Genomic DNA, 17,258 nt, shown 5'->3' on the forward strand with positions numbered 1-17,258 from the left:
GCCGCCCCCTGTGCCGCCCCCTGTGCCGCCCGCCGTGCCGTTCTCGGTCTCGTCCGCGCCGCCGGCGCGCGGCGCCCTGCTCGTCCGCATCCCACCATGGTGCCAGGCCGCGGATACCCGCGCGGGGCATCACGCCGCAACCCGGGACCCGGCGCCCGGGACTCAGTACCCGGGACTCAGTACCAGTTGTTGCGCTGCCAGAAGGCCCACGCGCCGCACGGGTCGTCGTAGCGGGCCTTGATGTAGCCGAGCCCCCACGCGATCTGGGTGGGCGAGCTGGTGCGCCAGTCGGCCCCGGCGCTGGCCATCTTGCTGCCCGGCAGCGACTGCGGGATGCCGTAGGCGCCGCTGGAGGGGTTCTCGGCCCGCTCGTTCCAGTTGCTCTCGTGCTCCCACAGCGTGAGCAGCGACGGCCAGCAGCGGCTCCACCCCTTGAGGGCGTTCATCTTCTTGCCGTACGCCTTGTTCTGCCCCGCGCTCGGGTTGGACTTGGCGAGCCGCTCGCGCTCCTGCCGGGCCTTCAGCTCGGCCCGCGCCTTCGCCTCGCGCTTGGCCTTCTCCTTGAGCCTCTTCAGCTCGCGCTGGTGCTCCTCGTAGGCCCGCTTCTTGGCGGCGGCGACCGCGTCGGCGGCGACCGGGTCCATGTCGGACGCGGACGTCAGCCTGGCGAGCATGTCGTTGGTCGACAGGTCGGCGGCGGCCATCTTCGGGGGCTTGGAGTCGTCCTCGACGAACCGGTCGATGTCCACCAGGACGACCGCGGCGCCGACCGCGCCGATGGCGACGGCCGTGATGGTGACGTTGCTGGTGAGCGCCCGCCGCAGCCGCCGCTTCTTCTCGGGGCGGAAACCGGGCGGCCCGTACGGGTCGAGCTGGTGGGACTCGGCCGGCTCCCGGGGCGGGGGGACACTCGCGCGCCGCCTGCCGGCGCTGTGACTTCCGCGCGTGCCGCGACTCTTTGGCATAGGTGAAGCCTGCCTTATCGCCCGGGGATCGTGTCGTCCTGGAGGAGGTACGCCGACAGGGTGACACATGGTTCACCCGCCTGGTTCACCGGTCGTGGTCACCCCCGTCCCGTCCGGCGCCAGGGTTCAACAGTTCCACGTCGCCCGCCGCAAGGCGCGCGGGTTGCAGGGATTCGAAGATGTGGCGGTGCATCCCGCCGAACACCGCGAGCTCCCCGTCGGGGGCCTCCAGCGCCAGGCTCACCTCGTTCACCCGGTCGCGTCCCGCCGCGGTGATCTCGACGAGCGTGGCGCGCCGGTCGCGGGGATGCGGGGCGCGGGTGACCAGGCCCGCGACCTCCAGCTGGTCGGCGGTGAGCTTCACGGTCGTCGGGTGCATCATCAGGATCCGGCCGAGGGTGCTCAGCCGGGACCGGCCGCGGGTGGACAGGGCGAGGGTCGTCAGCAGGAAGTACCCGGTGCGGGTGAGGCCGAGGCGTTTCAGCTCGACCTCCAGCGCCTTCATGAGCAGCTGGTTGAGGCGTCCGACGGCGCAGATGGACATGAACGGCCACGGCCCGCCGCGGAGGCCCTGCCCCTCCCAGCGGTCCCTGACGCCCATGACCAGTGGGTCGATACCGTCGTCCATCTCGTCTTCTGCCTCGTCAGCGATGTCGCGTCGCGCCTCGGTTCGCACCGGCCGATCGTAGCTTCGGACAAATCAACTTGTAAGTACTCGCTTCTTAGACCTTCTTCCAATAGAGTGCCTCAGATCACAGGCGGTACCCAAGTGCTTGCTAGGGCGCCGGGGCCGCGGGTGATCCCGGTCTCTGCCGAGACCAAGGCGGCGCGAACAAGAGCAGGTACGAGGGCGCCGCCGGTGGCCCGGCGGATGCCGTGCATCGGATGGGCGCCGACGTCCGAGATCGAGGGAGGCTCTATGGCCCTTCGCGAACCCGCGTGGCGGGGATCGTCCCCGCGGAACGGTCCACCCGCGTCCGGGGCGCAGGCCCCGCCGTGGGAGGTCACCGCCTGATGGCCGTGAGCCTGACGAAGGCCCCCGACCTGGCGCGCAGACGTGTCGGGCGAGCCCTCGACGAGACAGGGCTGCTGTGCGTGACCCTCCTGGAGGGCCTCCGCCGCACCTGGGACGTCCGCCAGTGGTGGGGCGAGTTCATCGAGCAGTGCTGGTTCCTCGCCCGCGTGACGAGCATCCCGGTCATGCTGATCGCGGTGCCGCTCGGCGCCACCATCTCACTGCAGGTCGGCGACATCGCCCGGCAGCTCGGCGCGCAGTCCGGGACCGGCGCGCTGCTGACCGCCGCGATGATCCAGCAGGTGGCGCCGCTGGCCGCCGCGCTGCTGGTCTCCGGCGTCGGCGGCTCGGCCATCACCGCAGACATGGGCGCCCGCCACATCCGCGACGAACTCGCGGCCATGGAGGTCATGGGCATCAACCCGATCCACCGCCTGGTCACCCCCAGGCTGTGGGCGGCGAGCATGGTGTCCGGGCTGCTCTGCTCGGTGGTGATCCTGGCGGGCGTCCTGGGCGGCTACTACTTCAACGTCATCCAGCAGGGCGTCAGCCCCGGCGCGTTCTTCGACGGCGCCACCACCCTGCTCCAGTTCTCGGACCTGATGATCACCCTGTTCAAGGCGTGGGTGTTCGGGTTCATCGCCGCCGCCGTCGCCTGCTACATGGGCATGAACTGCGACTACGGCCCGGTCGGCGTGGGCCGCGCGGTCAACAAGGCGGTCGTCGTCACCTCGATCGTGGTGTTCGCGACGAACTACATCCTCACCATGATCTACCAGGTCCTGTTCCCCCCGAGGTTCTGATGGTCGCCATAACCCCCGTCCGCAAGCTGGGCCGTGCCGTCAGGGCCCGGACCGCGGGTCTCGCCGCCTCGGCGGACCTGCCGGTCTTCCTCGGCCGAGTCCTCTACCACCTGTTCGTCGACATCATCATCCGCCGCAAGTACGGCAGGACGCTCGCCAAGCAGGTCAGCGACATCACCGTCGGCGTCGGCGCGCTGGTCATCGGCGGCGGCATGATCTTCGTCATCGCGACGATGTCGCTGGCCACCGGCGCGATGGTCGGCCTGCAGGGCTATCCCGGGCTGGAACGCATCGGCGCGGAGGCGTTCACCGGGCTCGTCGCGAGCTACTCCAACGTCCGCGAGGTGACCCCGATCATCGCGGGCGTCGCGCTCGTCGCCCAGGTCGGCACCGGCTTCACCGCCGAGATCGGCGCGATGCGGATCTCCGAGGAGATCGACGCGCTGGAGGTCATGGGCATCAACTCCCTGGCCTACCTGGTGGCCACCCGGGTCGCCGCCGGCGTCATCGCGCTCGTGCCGCTGTACCTGGTCTCGCTGTTCATGGCGTTCTTCGCCACCAGGTTCATCACGATCCAGTACTTCGGCCTTTCGCCCGGTATCTACGACTACTACTTTCACCTCTACCTGCCGCCGATCGACGTGTTCTACAGCGTCATCAAGGTGGCGGTGTTCGCGTTCATCATCATGTTCATCCACTGCTACCGCGGCTACTACGCGGCGGGCGGCCCGGTAGGCGTCGGCGTCGCCGCGGGCCGCGCGATCCGGGAGTCGACCATCCTGATGATCCTGATGAACCTGGTCCTGTCCTACATCTTCTGGGGCCACGGCGGCACGGTGAGGTTGACCGGATGAGCGAGGAGACACTGTCCACCCGCTCCCGGACGATCTTCGGGCTGGTCGGCGCGGGCGTCATCGCGGCGGGCGCCGTGTTCGTCGCCGTCGGGACGCAGCCGTCCCACGGGGGCTCCACCTACTACACCGCGACGTTCGGACGGGCGGGCCAGGGCCTCGACCCCGGCAAGTCGGACGTGAAGATCCGCGGCATCGCGATCGGCACCGTCGACCGGCTCTCGCTCACCGACAGCGGCCGCGTCAAGGTCAGGATCCGGGTGAACGAGGGCGTCCAGGTGGCCGACACCACGGTCGCGTCGATCGAGCCGGTCTCGGTGTTCGGGCCGAAGGACCTCGTCCTCGACCTCGGCGCGCACGAGGTCACCGGCCCGTACCTGAAGGACGGCGGGGTGGTCACCAAGACCGAGGACCCCGAGGAGCTGTCCGACACCGCCTGGCCCGCCTACCGGCTGACCAAGGCCATCGACCCGGACGAGGTGGCCACGATCCTGCACACGTTCGGCACCGGCCTCTCCGGGCAGGGCCCGGCGCTGCGCCGGACGGTCGACAACGGCGCCAAGGTCGTGGACGCCACCTATCAGGACCGGGCGGCGCTCAACGCGCTGCTGCACAACATCAACGGGGTGTCGGGCACGCTCGGCCCCCGCGGCGACACGATCGCCGCGCTGACCACCGACTTCAACCGGCTCTCGCAGGTCGTCAACGAGCGGCCCGACAAGGTCGAGCAGCTGCTCGACCAGGGCGGTGAGCTCGGCGACAAGGTCGGCACGACCCTGCAGGGCCACGGCGCGAACCTCGGCAGGCTCATCGACGGCGGCGGCAACCTCGCCCGCGTGCTCAACACCGAGCTCCACAACCTGCCGGTGATGATGGACGGGCTGATCGGCTTCTTCGGCCTGCTGTCCAAGATCATCCGGGTGCCGGGCCCGGAGGGCACGGTGATCGCGCAGGCGCGCAACCCGCTGCCCCTGGACATCTGCCAGATCTTCATCGACGTCTGCTCGCCCGGCCAGGGCGCCGCGGCGAACGGGAACGGCAACGGAGGGCGGCCATGAGCCCGCGGCTGCGCGGCAAGACCGTGCGTGGGCCCGACAGAGCCACGCTGCTCAAGACCATCGCGTTCGTGGCGGTGACCGGGCTGCTCACCTTCTACATCGGCCAGCTGATCCTCGGCACGAGCTTCCGGGACCGCTACGCGCTGACCGCGACGTTCGACGACGTCACCGGGCTGCTGGAAGGCGACGACGTGAAGGTCGCCGGCACGCCCGTCGGGCGGGTCGAGGGCATCGAGGTCGTCCGGGGCAAGGCCGTGGTCGAGATGCGGATCGACCGGGAGGTCCGGGTCCCGAAGGACTCCACCGCCGCGATCCGCTGGCGCAACGTCATGGGCCAGCGCGTCATCTACCTGGAGCCGGGACGGGAGCAGGCCAAGCTCGGCAACGGCGACCGCGTCCCGCACACCAGGTCGGTGGTGGACCTCGGCGACATCGTCAACGGCCTCGGCCCGCTGACCCGCAACCTGGACCCGGACCAGCTCAACAAGATCCTCTTCTCCTTCTCGCAGGCGCTTGAGGGCAACGAGCAGAACATCTCCATGCTCACGAACAACATGGACCTGCTCCTGCAGACGTTCGCGGCCCGCAAGAAGACCATCGAGCAGATGATCGACAACTACGAGACGGTGAGCCAGGCGGTCGCGAAGCGCGACCAGCAGATCGCGGCCAGCGTCGACAACCTGGAGTCGCTGACCAAGGTGTTCGCGAACAACCGCCGGCTGCTGGAGGACGCGGTCGTCGAGATCTCGGGCGTCACGACCAACCTCAACGCCGTGCTCGGCGGCCGGGACGCGCAGCTCACCCGCATCATCGACAACCTGGGCAAGTTCGCCGAGACGTTCCGCCTGAACGTCGATCAGCTGGAGAAGATGGTGCAGCAGCTCCCGCTGACGCTGCGGCAGCTGTTCGCCGCCACGAACGGCGGCCACTTCCTGCGCTCGAACGCGCTCTGCCTGAACGTCGTCCAGGGACCGTGCCCCTTCGAGATGGAACTGCCGAGGGCGCCCGGGACGGGCCAGCCGACCCAGAACGAGCTCGACAAACTGCGGAAGATGCTGCAGGGGGGTGGCGGCTGATGGCGCTGAAGTCCCTGCGCGACGTCAACCACAAGATCGTCGCGATCGGCACCCTGACCGCGCTCGGCGCCGCCTGCGTGTTCGCGTTCGCCGTCGGCCAGCTGCACCTGTTCGACCGCGGCTACACGATGAGCGGCGAGTTCGCCGACGTCGCCGGGCTGAAGAAGGGGCAGGACGTCCGGGTCGCGGGCGTGAAGGCGGGCCGGATCACCGGCGTCGAACCCGACTTCCGGCGCGGCAAGGTCATCGTCACCTGGCACGTCGACGCCGGGATCGACCTCGGGCCGCAGACCCGCGCGGAGATCACCACGACGACGCTGCTCGGCGGCCGGTACCTGCGGCTGTCCGGCCCCGTCGCCAAGCCCTACCTCGCGGAGGTCCCGGAGTCGAAACGGCGGATCCCGCTGGCGCGCACCAGCGTCCCGTTCACCGTCCCGGACGCCCTGGAGGGCGCGCAGAACATCGTCGGCAAGCTCGACCAGAAGAGCGTCGACAAGCTGCTCACCCAGGTCAACAAGATCGAGTCGCCGAGCGCGGAGAAGCTGCAGCGGATCCTGGCCAACGTCCAGGAGCTGTCGCGGATGCTGAACGACTCCTACCCGGAGATCGAGCGGCTGATCGACAGCAGCAAGACGATCACCGGCACGCTGGCGTCGAAGGACCAGCAGCTCCGCGAGATCATCAACTCGAGCCAGGTGCTGCTGGACACGCTCGTGCGGCGCCGCAACGAGCTCGCCGCGACGGTCGGGCAGGGCAACCGGACGGTCCGGACGCTGTCCAACGTCATCTCCCAGAACGAGAAGAAGCTCGACCGGCTGCTCGACAACCTCCACCTGCTGACCACCCGGCTGGCGCCGAACATGGACGCGCTGAACACCGACTTCTCCCTGCTCGGGCCGACGTTCGCGCAGGTCGCCAAGGTCAAGGGCAACGGGCCCTGGGTGGAGGGCCTGCTCATCGGCCTCGGCCCGCTGCAGCCGCCCGGCCCGCACTCGGTGCCGCGGAAACCCCAGGGAGGCAACTGATGAGCCGTCCCGCCGCCGCTTCGCGCACGTCGGAGAGGGCCGCTGCCCGGAGAAGCCCTCGCGGGGTCCGGGGCGCCGCCGTCGCGCTCAGCCTGGCGCTGCTGTCCGCCCTGGGCGGCTGCTCGCTCGCTCCGTCCGCGGGCGGTGAGCGGACCATGGTGGTCTTCGTCCCGAAGGCCCGCTCCTTCTACGAGGAGTCCAAGGTCAAGGTGATGGGCGCCGACGTCGGCCTCGTCGACAAGGTCGAGAACCAGGGTGACCGGGTCAAGGTGACGTTCCACCTGCGCCGGGACGTCCCGCTCCCGAAGGGCGTGCAGGCGTCGATCGTCCCGCTGAACCTGATCGGCGAGCGCAACCTCGTGCTGCACCCGGCGTGGCAGCCGGGGCAGCCGAAGGAGACCTCGGACGTCATCCCGATGGAGCGCACCCACGTGCCGGTCGAGGTGGACGACGCGCTCGAATCGTTCACCAACCTCGCGAACGCCCTCGACCCGACCAAGATGCAGTCGGCGCTCGGCACCGCCGCCGAGACCCTCGACGGCAGCGGCAGGCCGTTCAACGCGGCCCTGGAGCAGAGCGCCCGCCTGGTCGAGAACGTCGCCGGGCAGGACAAGGAGCTGATCGAGGTCGCGCGGAACCTCGACCGGCTCGCCGGGGTCGTGCGGGGACGCGAGGAGGTCCTCGGCACGCTCATCCGGGACTTCGGGGAGGCGTCCCGGGTGCTCAGCTCCGAGCGCGAGGAGATGAAGCAGCTCATCGGCGGCGTGCTCGAACTGGCCGAGCAGGGCGACAAGCTGCTCCAGAAGTACAAGGGGCAGCTGCCGTACGACCTGGCCGTCCTCACCCGGTTCGCGCTCGTCCTCAAGGGCAACGCCGCGCAGATCGCGCAGCTGGTGGAGGCGCTGCCCGCCGTCGGCGACGCGCTCATGGGCGGCTACAACCACAAGGACAAGTCGCTGCACATCAGGTTCGCCACGGACGCGTTCGTCCGGACGTGGCTGAAGGGCCTGATGGACACCGACGAGGTCGGCTGCCCGCTGCCACCGCCCAACTCGAACTGTCCCTGGGACAACGGAGGCAACTGATGAGGGTGCTCCTCGTGCTCGTCGTCACCGCGGCCCTGGCGGTCTCCGGCTGCTCCTACCAGACGGCGGGCGCCCCGAAGGGCAAGGTCACGCTGACCGCGAAGTTCGACGACGTGCAGCAGCTGGTCGCCGGGCACAGCGTGCAGATGTCCGACATCACGATCGGCAGCGTCACGAAGGTCGAGCTCGACGGCTACAAGTCCAAGGTGACGCTGTCCGTCGAGGACCACGTCAAGATCCCGAAGGGTACCCGGGCGGAGATCAGGGTGACGTCGCTGCTCGGCGAGAACTACGTCGAGCTGCGGATCCCGCCGGGCCGGAACATGAGCACCGGTCCCTTCTACACCGACGGCGCGGAGATCGTCGACACCAGCGTCCAGCCGTCGTTCGAGCAGGTCGTCGGGCAGGCCGGGCCGCTGATCGAGGCGCTGGCCGGCGACGACGTGGCCACGGTCGTCAACGCCGGGGCGACCGCGCTGGACGGCAACGGCGAGAAGCTCAACAAGACGATCGCGCAGGCGAGCGGGCTGCTGAAGATGTTCGCCGACCAGCGCCGCGAGCTGGGGGAGTCGGTCGACAGGTTCGCCCAGCTCGGCCGGTCCCTCGCCAAGAACGCTGACGCGCTGGACGAGGCGCCCGGCCAGATCGAGCGCACCACCCGGCTGCTGAACGACAACAAGGAAGAGATCATCCACGCGGTCGACCGGCTGACCCGGATGGCCCGCGAGCTGAACGACAAGGTCCTGGAGCGGCGCATCGGCCGGTTCCGGGCGCTCCTTGAGGACATCGACCCCGTCCTGCGGGAACTCGGCACCAACCGCAAGCGGCTCACCGACCTGGTCGACGGCCTGGTGACCTTCAGCGAGAGGCTGCCACTGGCGAGCTACGACGGCCAGTTGCTGCTCTACCCGCTGCTGCGGTTCGTCTGGGCGGACGGGTCGCCGGTCATCCCCGGGCTCGACTATCCGGCCGAGCCGTCGAGCACGGGCGGGAGCCCGATCCCGAAGGAGCTCAAGACCGCGATGCCGGGCATCGAGCAGCTTCTGGAGCCGCGCCGATGAGCACGAGAATCATCACCAACCTGGCCGTCTTCGGCGCGCTCGCCGTGCTCATGGCGGTGTGGGCGTTCAACAACGTCGTCCGGTTCGACTTCATCGACCGCCCGTACCACATCACGGTCGAGTTCGCGTCCTCGCCGGGCCTGCACCCGCACTTCGAGGTCGACTACCTCGGCCTGCGGATCGGCAAGATCGATTCGGTGCAGCTGGAGAAGGACAAGGTCGTCGTCCGGCTGGACATCGAGCGCGGCGTCAAGATCCCGGAGGGGGTCACCGCCGCCGCGGCCCGCAAGTCCGCGGTCGGCGAGCCGGTGGTCGAGCTGACCCCCGCGCCCGGCAAGGCCGACGCGCCGCCGATGAAGCCCGGCTCGCGCATCCCGGTGTCGCGGACCGAGGTCCCGCCCGCGTACGGCGACCTGTTCGGCGCCGTCATCGACAGCCTGAAGGCCATCGACCCCGAGGACGCCAGGGTCGTCACGCACGAGCTGGCCGAGGGCTGGTCCGGGCGCGAGCAGTCGCTCCGGCAGGTCATCAACGGCAGCGACCAGCTGACGGCCACGTTCGCGCAGAACACCGAGCTGCTCGACGGGCTGACCGACGACCTCGCCAGGATCACCCAGGTGCTGAACGCCAACCGGGGGTCGCTCGGCGCCGGGGTCGACGACCTGGCGGCCCTCGTCGGCGCGCTCAGCCAGGTCCGCGGGCAGATCGCGGAGCTGCGCGACCGGGGACCCGACCTGATCACCACGGTCAACGACCTGCTGGACAAGACCGGCCCCGACTTCGAGTGCACGGTCGACGTGCTCGGCAACTGGGGGCTCACGCGGCACAACCCGTCCCTTTACAGCGACCTCCGCCAGACGCTCCGGAACGCGCCGGACCTGAACGTCGTCCTGGACAACGTGGTCGGGACCGACGAGGGCGCGCCCGTCCTGAACGTCTGGTTCGAGGTCACGCTGAACACGAAGGCGACGCTGGAGTACAAGTACCCGCTGCCGCAGCCCAAGACCGCCAAGGTTCCGTCCTGCCCGGACGGCAGGAACCCCGCGGCGACCAAGCAGAAGCCCTACAAGGCCAAGAGCTCGGGCGACACGATCCCGACCCACGATCCCGCCCTCGACCAGCGCAAGGTCGACGCCCAGAAGGCCGCGAACAACGAGGACTCTTCTGGCGGGCCGCCGATGTGGCTAGTGTACGTTCCCCCGGTCATCGCCCTGCTGGTGCTGATCAGGGTCATGATGGGCTCGGTGCCCGTGGTGTCCCGCCTGGGCCGGCTTCGCCGGCGCAAGGACTGACCCAACCCGAGGAGTTCCCAAGTGACAGCCAAGACCGGCAAGGACGAGGTCGACGAGGTCGAGGCGGTCCCGGCCGAGGAGACCCCGGAGACCGAGGCCGCGCGGCGGCCCGCCAAGCGCAAGCGCCGGGTGCGGGTCATCGAGGTCATCGACGACGAGGACCTCGACGAGGTCCTGGAGGCCCTCGACGCCGAGGACGAGGACGAGGACGAGGAGGAGGAGGAGCCTCCGGCCCGTCCCGCCAAGGCGAAGGCCGCCGCCGAGCCCGCCGCGAAGGCCGCCAAGCCGCGCCCGACCCGCCTCGAACCCCCGGAGGACGAGGCCGAGGAGCCGGAGGAGGAGGCGCCGCGGAAGGTCACGGTCCGCAAGAGCACCCCCGAGCCCGCCGAGGACGCCCCGGCCCGGTCCGGGATCTTCGGGCTGACCATGGTGCAGGCCGCGGTGATCGCCGTCCTCGTCGCGCTGCTGGCGAGCCTCGCGATCTGGCAGTGGCGGACCGCGAGCGGCCTGTCGTCCGAGAAGGGCGACCGGGAGGACGTGAGCACGGTCGCCTCCGCGTACGGTGACGTCGCGCTCAACTACAACGCGCAGAACTACCAGTCGCAGATGGACAAGGCCCAGAAGCTGATGGGCGGCGACCTGCTGGAGACGTTCAAGAGCACCACGCTCCCCAGCCTCGGCGAGACCTTCAAGAGCAACCCGGAACTGTCGCTCACGTCCAAGACCAACCAGGTCTTCGTGGGCAGCGTGGACGGAAAGTTCGCCACGGCCGTCGTCATGGTGGACATCGACGTCAAGACCAAGGACGGCGCCACCTCGGCCCCGGCCACGCTGCTCCGGCTGGCCCTCGCCAAGATCGACGGCGAGTGGAAGGTCACCAAGCAGTACGCGTCCGGCGCGAACGACCAGAACCAGGGCCAGGGCCAGCTCCCGACGGCCCCGACCGGCGGCGCGTCCACGTCACCGAACCCGGAGACGAGCAAAAAGCCCGGCGACTGACCCCGACCCCTGGGTCACCTGGAGTAGTGCTCGACGACCAGTTGTTCGTTGCAGATGACGGGGATCTCGTCGCGTTCGGGCAGGCGGATGAGGCGGGCGGCCAGGGCGTCGTGGCGGACCTCCAGGTAGGGCGGGACGGTCTCGGCGTGCCCGCCGGCGGCGGCGATCTGGAAGGCGTCCATCTGCCGGCTGCGCGCGGCGATCGTGATGACGTCGTCCGGCCGGAGCCGGTAGGAGGGCCGGTCGACGCGGCGGCCGTTGACCAGGACGTGGCGGTGGACGACGAACTGCCGCGCCTGGTAGATCGTGCGGGCGAACCCGGCGCGCAGGACGAGGGCGTCCAGCCGGCGTTCCAGGTCGATGAGCAGTTCGTCGCCGGTCTTGCCGCCGGCCTTCGCGGCCTTGGTGAAGGCGTTGCGGAGCTGCGCCTCCCGGATGTTGTACTGCGCGCGGAGCCGCTGCTTCTCGCGGAGCCGGAGCTTGTAGCCGGACTCCTGCTTGCGGGCCCGGCCGTGCATGCCGGGCGGGTAGGGGCGGGCCTCGAAGTACTTCACGGCCTTGGGGGTCAGCGGGACGCCGAGTGCCCGCGAGATGCGAACTTTGGGACGGGGGTTGTTCATCACGCTCCTCAAATGGTTAGGTAAGCCTAAGTTAGGTAAGCCTAACCTACAAATCAAGGAGGGGTACGGTGCCGCGAGCGGAGACCACGCAGAGCACGGAGACCACGGAGGGGCCGACCGCGGCGGAACGGGCGCGGACCCTCGCCTACGGCATCGCGGACGGCGTCCTCGTGACGCAGGGCGTCCCGTACGCGCCCGTCCCGGCGTACTCGGCCGACCGGGACGGCAGGCCGCTGCTGCTCGTCCGCACAGCCTCGCCGGTCGCCGCCGCGCTCGCCACCGAACCCGACATCCCCGCGACCTTGCGGATCTCCGACGTCGCCCCCGTCGCGCTGGCCGACCGGGTCCGCGGGCGGGCCTGGCTGCACGGCTGGCTCACCGAGGTCCCCGCGGCGGAACTGCGCGCCGCGGCGCTCCGGCTCTCCCGCGCCCACCCCCGTCCCGAACTGCTCGACCTCGGCGACGAGCGCCACGGACGCCGCGAGCGGGACGAGTGGACGATCCTCACGCTGGAGGTCGCGCAGGTCGAGATCGACGACGCGTGGGGGAGCGCCACCCTGGAGCCGGAGGAGTACGCGGACGCGGCCCCCGACCCGTTCGTCGCCGTCGAGGCCGGCATCCTCACCCACCTGGACTCCAGCCATCGCGACGAGCTGGCGGGGCTGCTGCCCGCGTCCGTCCCGTCCGGGCCCGTCCGGCCGCTGGCGCTCGACCGGTACGGCATGTGGCTGCGCTGCTCCGCTCCGCCGGACGCGACCACGTCGTTCGATCTGCGTCTCGCGTTCACCGAGCCCGTCAGTGATCTGCACGGCCTGCGCCGCGTGTACCGCCGCCTGTTCGCCCGCGCCGCCCGTAGCGACCCGTAGTACGTACGCCCGCGACCCTGAGACGCTCGCCCGAATTGGCGGTGTTCTCCCGGATGGCGGAGCGGTGCCCTCCCGGGTGATGCTCGTGATGCCGGCCGGGACACAGGCCGTGACCGACCGGACGGCCCGATCACCGGTTCGCCCTCGCGGGGTGGGCGAGCCGGTGACGGTGCTTATTTGCATTGCCCTTGGCGGTCAGGCCCTGGAGGGCCTTCCCTTCGGCGGGCAATGCGCGCGATCGCTGCATCGCTCCGTCTCGCCCTGGGGGCTCGCTGCGCGATCAGGTTTCTCGCTTCGCTCGGAACCTGCCTTCGGACGCGATCGCAAGCGTTGAGGTTGTCGCGGGGTTGCGGCGGTGGTCGATGTCGCTGCACAGGCCACTGAACGGGATTGGCCGTTCCGCCGTCCGGGCGGTGCACCGCAGGGTGAAGGCATGACCGGACATCATCCGCAGACCCGCGCCGTGCACCCGCCCGTGATCGTCCCGGAGGGCAGCGACCCCGTCGGGGTCCCGATCTACCAGGGCCACCTGTTCTCGTTCGACACCGGTGACGGGCTGGCCGCCGCGTTCCAGGGCCCGGACGAGGCGTTCTTCTACGGCCGGATGGCCAACCCGACCGTCCGCTCCCTCGAACGGGCCGTCACCGAGCTGGAGGGCGGCGCCGGGGCCCTCGCCACCGCGTCCGGCATGGGCGCGATCAGCGCCGTGCTGCTGGCGGTGCTGCGCGGCGGCGACCACGTCATCGCGCAGTCCGCCCTCTACGGCGGCACGCACGCGCTCCTGCTGGACCTCGCCGAGCGATGGGGTATCGAGGTCACCTTCATCCCCGGCGACGACCCGGCTGAGGTGCGTGACGCGCTGCGCCCCACCACCCGTGTCCTCTACCTGGAGACGGTCGCCAACCCCACCACCCACGTGACGGACCTGCCGGCGTTCTGCGAGGCCGTCCGCGGAAGGGACGTCCTCACCGTCGTGGACAACACCTTCACCCCCATCCTCTGCAGGCCCATCGACCACGGGGTCGACATCGTCATCCACTCGACGACGAAGTACCTCAGCGGGCACGGGGACGTCCTCGGGGGGATCGCCGTCTTCGCCGACCCGACTGTGCATCATCGCGTCTGGAAGCACTCCCTCGAACTGGGGACCGCCGCCGCCCCGTTCGCCGCGTGGCTGACCATCCGGGGCCTCGCCACGCTGCCGATGCGCGTGGCCCGGCAGAGCGCGTCCGCGCTGGACATCGCCGCCCGCCTCGCCGCGCACCCGGCCGTCACCCGCGTGCACTACCCGGGGCTGAGCGATCACCCGCAGCACGCGGTGGCACGCCGCCTGCTGCCGGACGGCGCCGGCGGCGTCCTCGCGTTCGAACTGGCCGGCGGGCGGGCCGCGGGCGGGACGTTCGCCGAGGCCGTCCGGCTCATCGGGCTCGGCCCGTCGCTCGGCGCGGTCGTGTCGCTGGTCATGCATCCCGCGAGCACGTCCCACCGGCAGATGGACGCCGCGTCCCTCGCCGCCGCCGGGATCGGCGAGGGAACCGTGCGGCTGTCCATCGGCCTGGAGCACCCCGACGACCTCTGGGCCGACATCGAACAGGCCCTCGCGAAGGCGGGCTAGAGGTAGAAGCCGGTCGCGGACATCGGGGCCTCCCCGGTGTCCGGGCGGCGCTCGCCCTTGCGGAGTGCGGCCAGTTCGGCGAGCGTCGCGCCGTCCGCGCCGATCTCGTCGGGGGAGGCGTCCGTGCCGTCCAGCCACGCTGCCGCCTCGGCCTGGGTGAGTCGCCCCACCTCGATCTGCGCGAGGCACCGGCCGGGGCGCACGACCGCCGGGTGCAGCCGCGCGAGGTCCTCGTTGGTGGTGATCGCCACGAGGACGTCCCGGCCCTGCCCGAGCATCCCGTCGGTGAGGTTGAGCAGCCGCGACAGGCCCTGGCCCGTCGACTGCTTGGCCTCACCGCGGATCAGCTCGTCGCAGTCCTCCAGGATGAGCAGCCGCCAGCGGCGGTTCTCGTCCTCGTCGTTGCCGACGGCCACCTCCATCAGGTAGCTGGGCGTGCCGAACAGCGCCTCCGGGTCGAGGACGCAGTCGGACTGGCACCAGCCGTTCCACGCGCGGGCGAGGGCGCGCAGCGCGGTGGTCTTGCCGGTGCCGGGCGGGCCGTGCAGGAGCAGCAGCCGTCCCGGCACCTCCGCGCCGGTGAGGCCCATCACGCCGTCGAGGGCGGCGGCGACCGGCGCGGTGTAGTTGCGCCGGATGTCCGCCCACGGGTCGGCGGTGATCGAGCGTTCGCTGCGGATCGGGCCGTGCGTCCCCATGTGCCAGAAGCCCATGTCGACGCTGGTGTCGTCGACCTTCGGCGGCTCGGTCGCGTCCTTCACGGACGCGTCGAGGACGCTTTCGGCCAGCTCCTCGGTGACGGCGGAGACGGCGACGTAGGCGACGCCGTTCCGCCACCGGTTCGTCAGCAGCGTCCAGCCGTCGCCCTCGGCGAGCACCGACTCCTTGCCCTTCTCGTGCGCGACCCGCACGAGCCGGGCGCCCTCCGGGCGCAGCGGCGCGTCCGCGCGGACGTGCTCCAGCCGCGTCGAGCGCGACCAGGGCTGCTCACCGGACGCGAACGGGCGCAGTGACAGCACGTCCATCACGTCGGCCGGCGAGTTGCCGTCGTTCAGGTTGAAGACCACGGGCAGCGTGGACTCCGGCCCCGGGTCGGTGGCGTTCTCCCGGGGGCCGACGAGATGCAGGACCTCCTGCGGCCTCTCCTGCGACATGGTCATGCCACAAATGATCAGGCTCGCCGGTGGACCGCGTCCACCGAATTAGCCGGGCCGCGTCAGGCGTCCTTCTGCGACTCCCGGGCCTCGCGGGCGGCCTTGCGCGCCTCGGCCTCCTCCAGGTCGAGCTTCGCGGCCTCCTCCGGCGTCGGCGCCGTCCCGCCGAGGTAGGCGGGCTGCCACCACGTCTCGTCCTGCCGCGGGACGTCGGGGTACTCGCGCTGCGCCCGCTCCAGCAGCTCCGACATGCGGGCGTGCAGGTCGCGGGTGATCTGCTCGTAGTCGTCGCCGCGCTTGGGGTACATCGGCTCGCCGATCAGGATCGTCACCGGCACGTTCCGCTGCAGCAGCCGCCGCTTGCGGCCCTTGGTCCACAGCCGCTGCGGCCCCCAGAGCGCCACCGGCACCAGCGGGACCTTGCCCGCCACCGCCATCCGCACCGCACCGCTCTTGATCTCCTTCACCGTGAACGAGCGGCTGATCGTCGCCTCGGCGAACACCCCGACGATCTCCCCGCTCTTCAGCGCCTTCAGCGCCGCCGCGTAGGACGAGGCGCCCGCGTTCCGGTCCACCGGAATGTGATGCATGCCGCGCATCAGCGGCCCGCCGATCCGGTTGTCGAAGATCTCCTTCTTGGCCATGAACCGCACCAGCCGCTTCGCCGGGTGCGCGGCCAGGCCGGCGAAGATGAAGTCGAGGTAGCTGACGTGGTTGCTGACCAGCACCGCGCCGCCGGTGCGGGGGATGTGCTCCGCGCCCTCCAGACGGAACTTCATGTTCAGGGCCTTGAACAGCCCGAGTGCCGTCTTGATCACCGGCGGGTACACGATTTCGGCCATGTGAGCACCGTACTTGAGCCGTTCATGATCAGCGAGTGCACCCGGGGATCGCGATGGATCCCACAACGGGGCCGAACTCTGAGAAGGTGGGATAGACGTGATCCGCTGATGGGTGAAAGGGGATGAGCACTCTATGGAACCGTTGGACGCGGCGGCGGACGTGCACGCGCTCATCCGCGACGTGCTCCCCGCGCTGGCGCCCAGCGCCTGGTTCGATTCCGGCACCTCCGAGGTGGTGCTGCCCGTGGGCCGGTCGGAGGCGCGGGCCTCCAGCTGGACGGTGCTGGAGCGCTGCTCCCGCGAGCCGCGCTCGGCGTGGCCCCGCGTGGTGGACGAGTGGGTGCGCGAGGTCGGCGACCGCGCGTTCCTCGCGGTCGGCGAGATGGAGCTGTTCGGCGACGTCCGGGAGCTGCTGCGGCTGCGCATCGTGCCGAAGCTCGCGCCGCGCGACCGCGAGGGCCTCGTCGTCGTCCCCGCCGGCGACCACTTCGACGCGATGGTGATGATCGAGCACCCGCGCTACGGCGGCCCGCTGACCAAGGCCCGCGCCGGTCTGCTCGGCCTGCACAAGCTCGGCTACGTGATGACGAACACCCATGACCGCGAGCTGGCCGACGTCGACGTCCGCGACCAGCCGCTGCTGCCGGGCCGCAACGTCCGCGTCGTCACCAAGCCGGGCAGCCGCTACGTGTCGGCGCTGCTCAGCGAGGTCGACCAGTTCCTCCCGGGACCGAACGAGCACGGCGCCCTGGTCGGCGTCCCGTGCCACAGCACGCTGCTGCTGTACCCGATCACTTCGATGGCGGTGCGCGAGGTCCTCCCGGTGTTCTCCGACGTCGTCCGCGAGATGCACGCCGACGCCGACGACCCCTGCGCCCCGGGCGTCTACTGGAGCCACGGCGAACGCCGCCTGACCCCCCTCCCCGCGTCC

17 protein-coding genes are annotated in these 17,258 nt (G+C 70.6%); 12 read left to right on the forward strand and 5 right to left on the reverse strand.

Annotation, left to right across the window (positions count from 1 at the left end; genetic code table 11):
- Window positions 1–176: 176 nt before the first annotated feature.
- Both E1289_RS29265 and E1289_RS29270 read right to left on the reverse strand, forming a co-directional pair.
- Complete coding sequence (locus E1289_RS29265) at window positions 177–965, reverse strand: lytic transglycosylase domain-containing protein (RefSeq protein WP_131985895.1); 789 nt, start codon at window positions 963–965, stop codon at window positions 177–179.
- Window positions 966–1,050: 85 nt separating this feature from the next.
- On the reverse strand, window positions 1,051–1,641 hold the full coding sequence (locus tag E1289_RS29270; protein ID WP_243713225.1) for a MarR family transcriptional regulator: 591 nt from the start codon (window positions 1,639–1,641) through the stop codon (window positions 1,051–1,053).
- Between the two features lie 338 nt (window positions 1,642–1,979).
- On the opposite strand from E1289_RS29270, the gene E1289_RS29275 reads away from it, so the two are divergent.
- The 9 genes from E1289_RS29275 to E1289_RS29315 are packed head-to-tail and all read left to right on the forward strand — an operon-like array spanning window position 1,980 to window position 11,230.
- Window positions 1,980–2,783: an ABC transporter permease gene (locus E1289_RS29275; protein WP_131985897.1), complete on the forward strand. Its 804-nt coding sequence runs from the start codon at window positions 1,980–1,982 to the stop codon at window positions 2,781–2,783.
- Window positions 2,783–3,637, forward strand: a complete 855-nt coding sequence (locus tag E1289_RS29280) for an ABC transporter permease (protein ID WP_131985899.1) — start codon at window positions 2,783–2,785, stop codon at window positions 3,635–3,637. The genes E1289_RS29275 and E1289_RS29280 overlap by 1 nt, the downstream gene beginning before the upstream one ends.
- Complete coding sequence (locus E1289_RS29285) at window positions 3,634–4,692, forward strand: MCE family protein (RefSeq protein ID WP_131985901.1); 1,059 nt, start codon at window positions 3,634–3,636, stop codon at window positions 4,690–4,692. Before E1289_RS29280 ends, E1289_RS29285 begins: the two co-directional genes overlap by 4 nt.
- Window positions 4,689–5,768: an MlaD family protein gene (locus tag E1289_RS29290; protein WP_131985903.1), complete on the forward strand. Its 1,080-nt coding sequence runs from the start codon at window positions 4,689–4,691 to the stop codon at window positions 5,766–5,768. The genes E1289_RS29285 and E1289_RS29290 overlap by 4 nt, the downstream gene beginning before the upstream one ends.
- Window positions 5,768–6,793 carry an MlaD family protein gene (locus E1289_RS29295; RefSeq protein ID WP_131985905.1) on the forward strand — a complete coding sequence of 342 codons (1,026 nt, stop codon included), beginning with the start codon at window positions 5,768–5,770 and terminating at the stop codon, window positions 6,791–6,793. Before E1289_RS29290 ends, E1289_RS29295 begins: the two co-directional genes overlap by 1 nt.
- The gene (locus tag E1289_RS29300; RefSeq protein ID WP_131985907.1) at window positions 6,793–7,878 is read left to right on the forward strand and encodes an MCE family protein; all 1,086 of its coding nucleotides are present in this window, start codon (window positions 6,793–6,795) and stop codon (window positions 7,876–7,878) included. Before E1289_RS29295 ends, E1289_RS29300 begins: the two co-directional genes overlap by 1 nt.
- A complete protein-coding gene (locus E1289_RS29305; RefSeq protein ID WP_131985909.1) occupies window positions 7,878–8,939 on the forward strand; it encodes an MlaD family protein in 1,062 nt (353 codons plus the stop codon). The genes E1289_RS29300 and E1289_RS29305 overlap by 1 nt, the downstream gene beginning before the upstream one ends.
- On the forward strand, window positions 8,936–10,231 hold the full coding sequence (locus E1289_RS29310) for an MCE family protein (RefSeq protein WP_131985911.1): 1,296 nt from the start codon (window positions 8,936–8,938) through the stop codon (window positions 10,229–10,231). The genes E1289_RS29305 and E1289_RS29310 overlap by 4 nt, the downstream gene beginning before the upstream one ends.
- A 21-nt stretch (window positions 10,232–10,252) precedes the next feature.
- Complete coding sequence (locus tag E1289_RS29315) at window positions 10,253–11,230, forward strand: hypothetical protein (protein WP_131985914.1); 978 nt, start codon at window positions 10,253–10,255, stop codon at window positions 11,228–11,230.
- A gap of 14 nt (window positions 11,231–11,244) precedes the next feature.
- On the opposite strand, the gene rpsD is transcribed toward E1289_RS29315, so the two are convergent.
- Window positions 11,245–11,853 (reverse strand): 30S ribosomal protein S4, encoded by a 609-nt coding sequence (gene rpsD, locus E1289_RS29320; protein WP_207929226.1) that lies wholly within the window; start codon window positions 11,851–11,853, stop codon window positions 11,245–11,247.
- A gap of 65 nt (window positions 11,854–11,918) precedes the next feature.
- Between rpsD and E1289_RS29325 the strand changes: the two genes are divergently transcribed.
- Both E1289_RS29325 and E1289_RS29330 read left to right on the forward strand, forming a co-directional pair.
- Window positions 11,919–12,716, forward strand: a complete 798-nt coding sequence (locus E1289_RS29325; RefSeq protein ID WP_131985918.1) for a DUF2470 domain-containing protein — start codon at window positions 11,919–11,921, stop codon at window positions 12,714–12,716.
- Window positions 12,717–13,149: 433 nt separating this feature from the next.
- Window positions 13,150–14,331, forward strand: a complete 1,182-nt coding sequence (locus tag E1289_RS29330; protein ID WP_131985920.1) for an aminotransferase class I/II-fold pyridoxal phosphate-dependent enzyme — start codon at window positions 13,150–13,152, stop codon at window positions 14,329–14,331.
- Here the strand turns inward: E1289_RS29330 and E1289_RS29335 are convergent.
- Window positions 14,328–15,491, reverse strand: a complete 1,164-nt coding sequence (locus E1289_RS29335; protein ID WP_243713226.1) for a DUF5925 domain-containing protein — start codon at window positions 15,489–15,491, stop codon at window positions 14,328–14,330. The genes E1289_RS29330 and E1289_RS29335 overlap by 4 nt on opposite strands.
- Before the next feature lie 56 nt (window positions 15,492–15,547).
- Complete coding sequence (locus E1289_RS29340; protein ID WP_131985922.1) at window positions 15,548–16,327, reverse strand: lysophospholipid acyltransferase family protein; 780 nt, start codon at window positions 16,325–16,327, stop codon at window positions 15,548–15,550.
- A 133-nt stretch (window positions 16,328–16,460) separates the two neighbouring features.
- On the opposite strand from E1289_RS29340, the gene E1289_RS29345 reads away from it, so the two are divergent.
- Window positions 16,461–17,258 (forward strand): hypothetical protein (locus E1289_RS29345; protein WP_131985924.1); only part of this gene is annotated, 798 nt, incomplete at its 3' end.

The sequence above is a fragment of the Actinomadura sp. 6K520 genome, assembly GCF_004349245.1.
Lineage (GTDB): Bacteria > Actinomycetota > Actinomycetes > Streptosporangiales > Streptosporangiaceae > Spirillospora.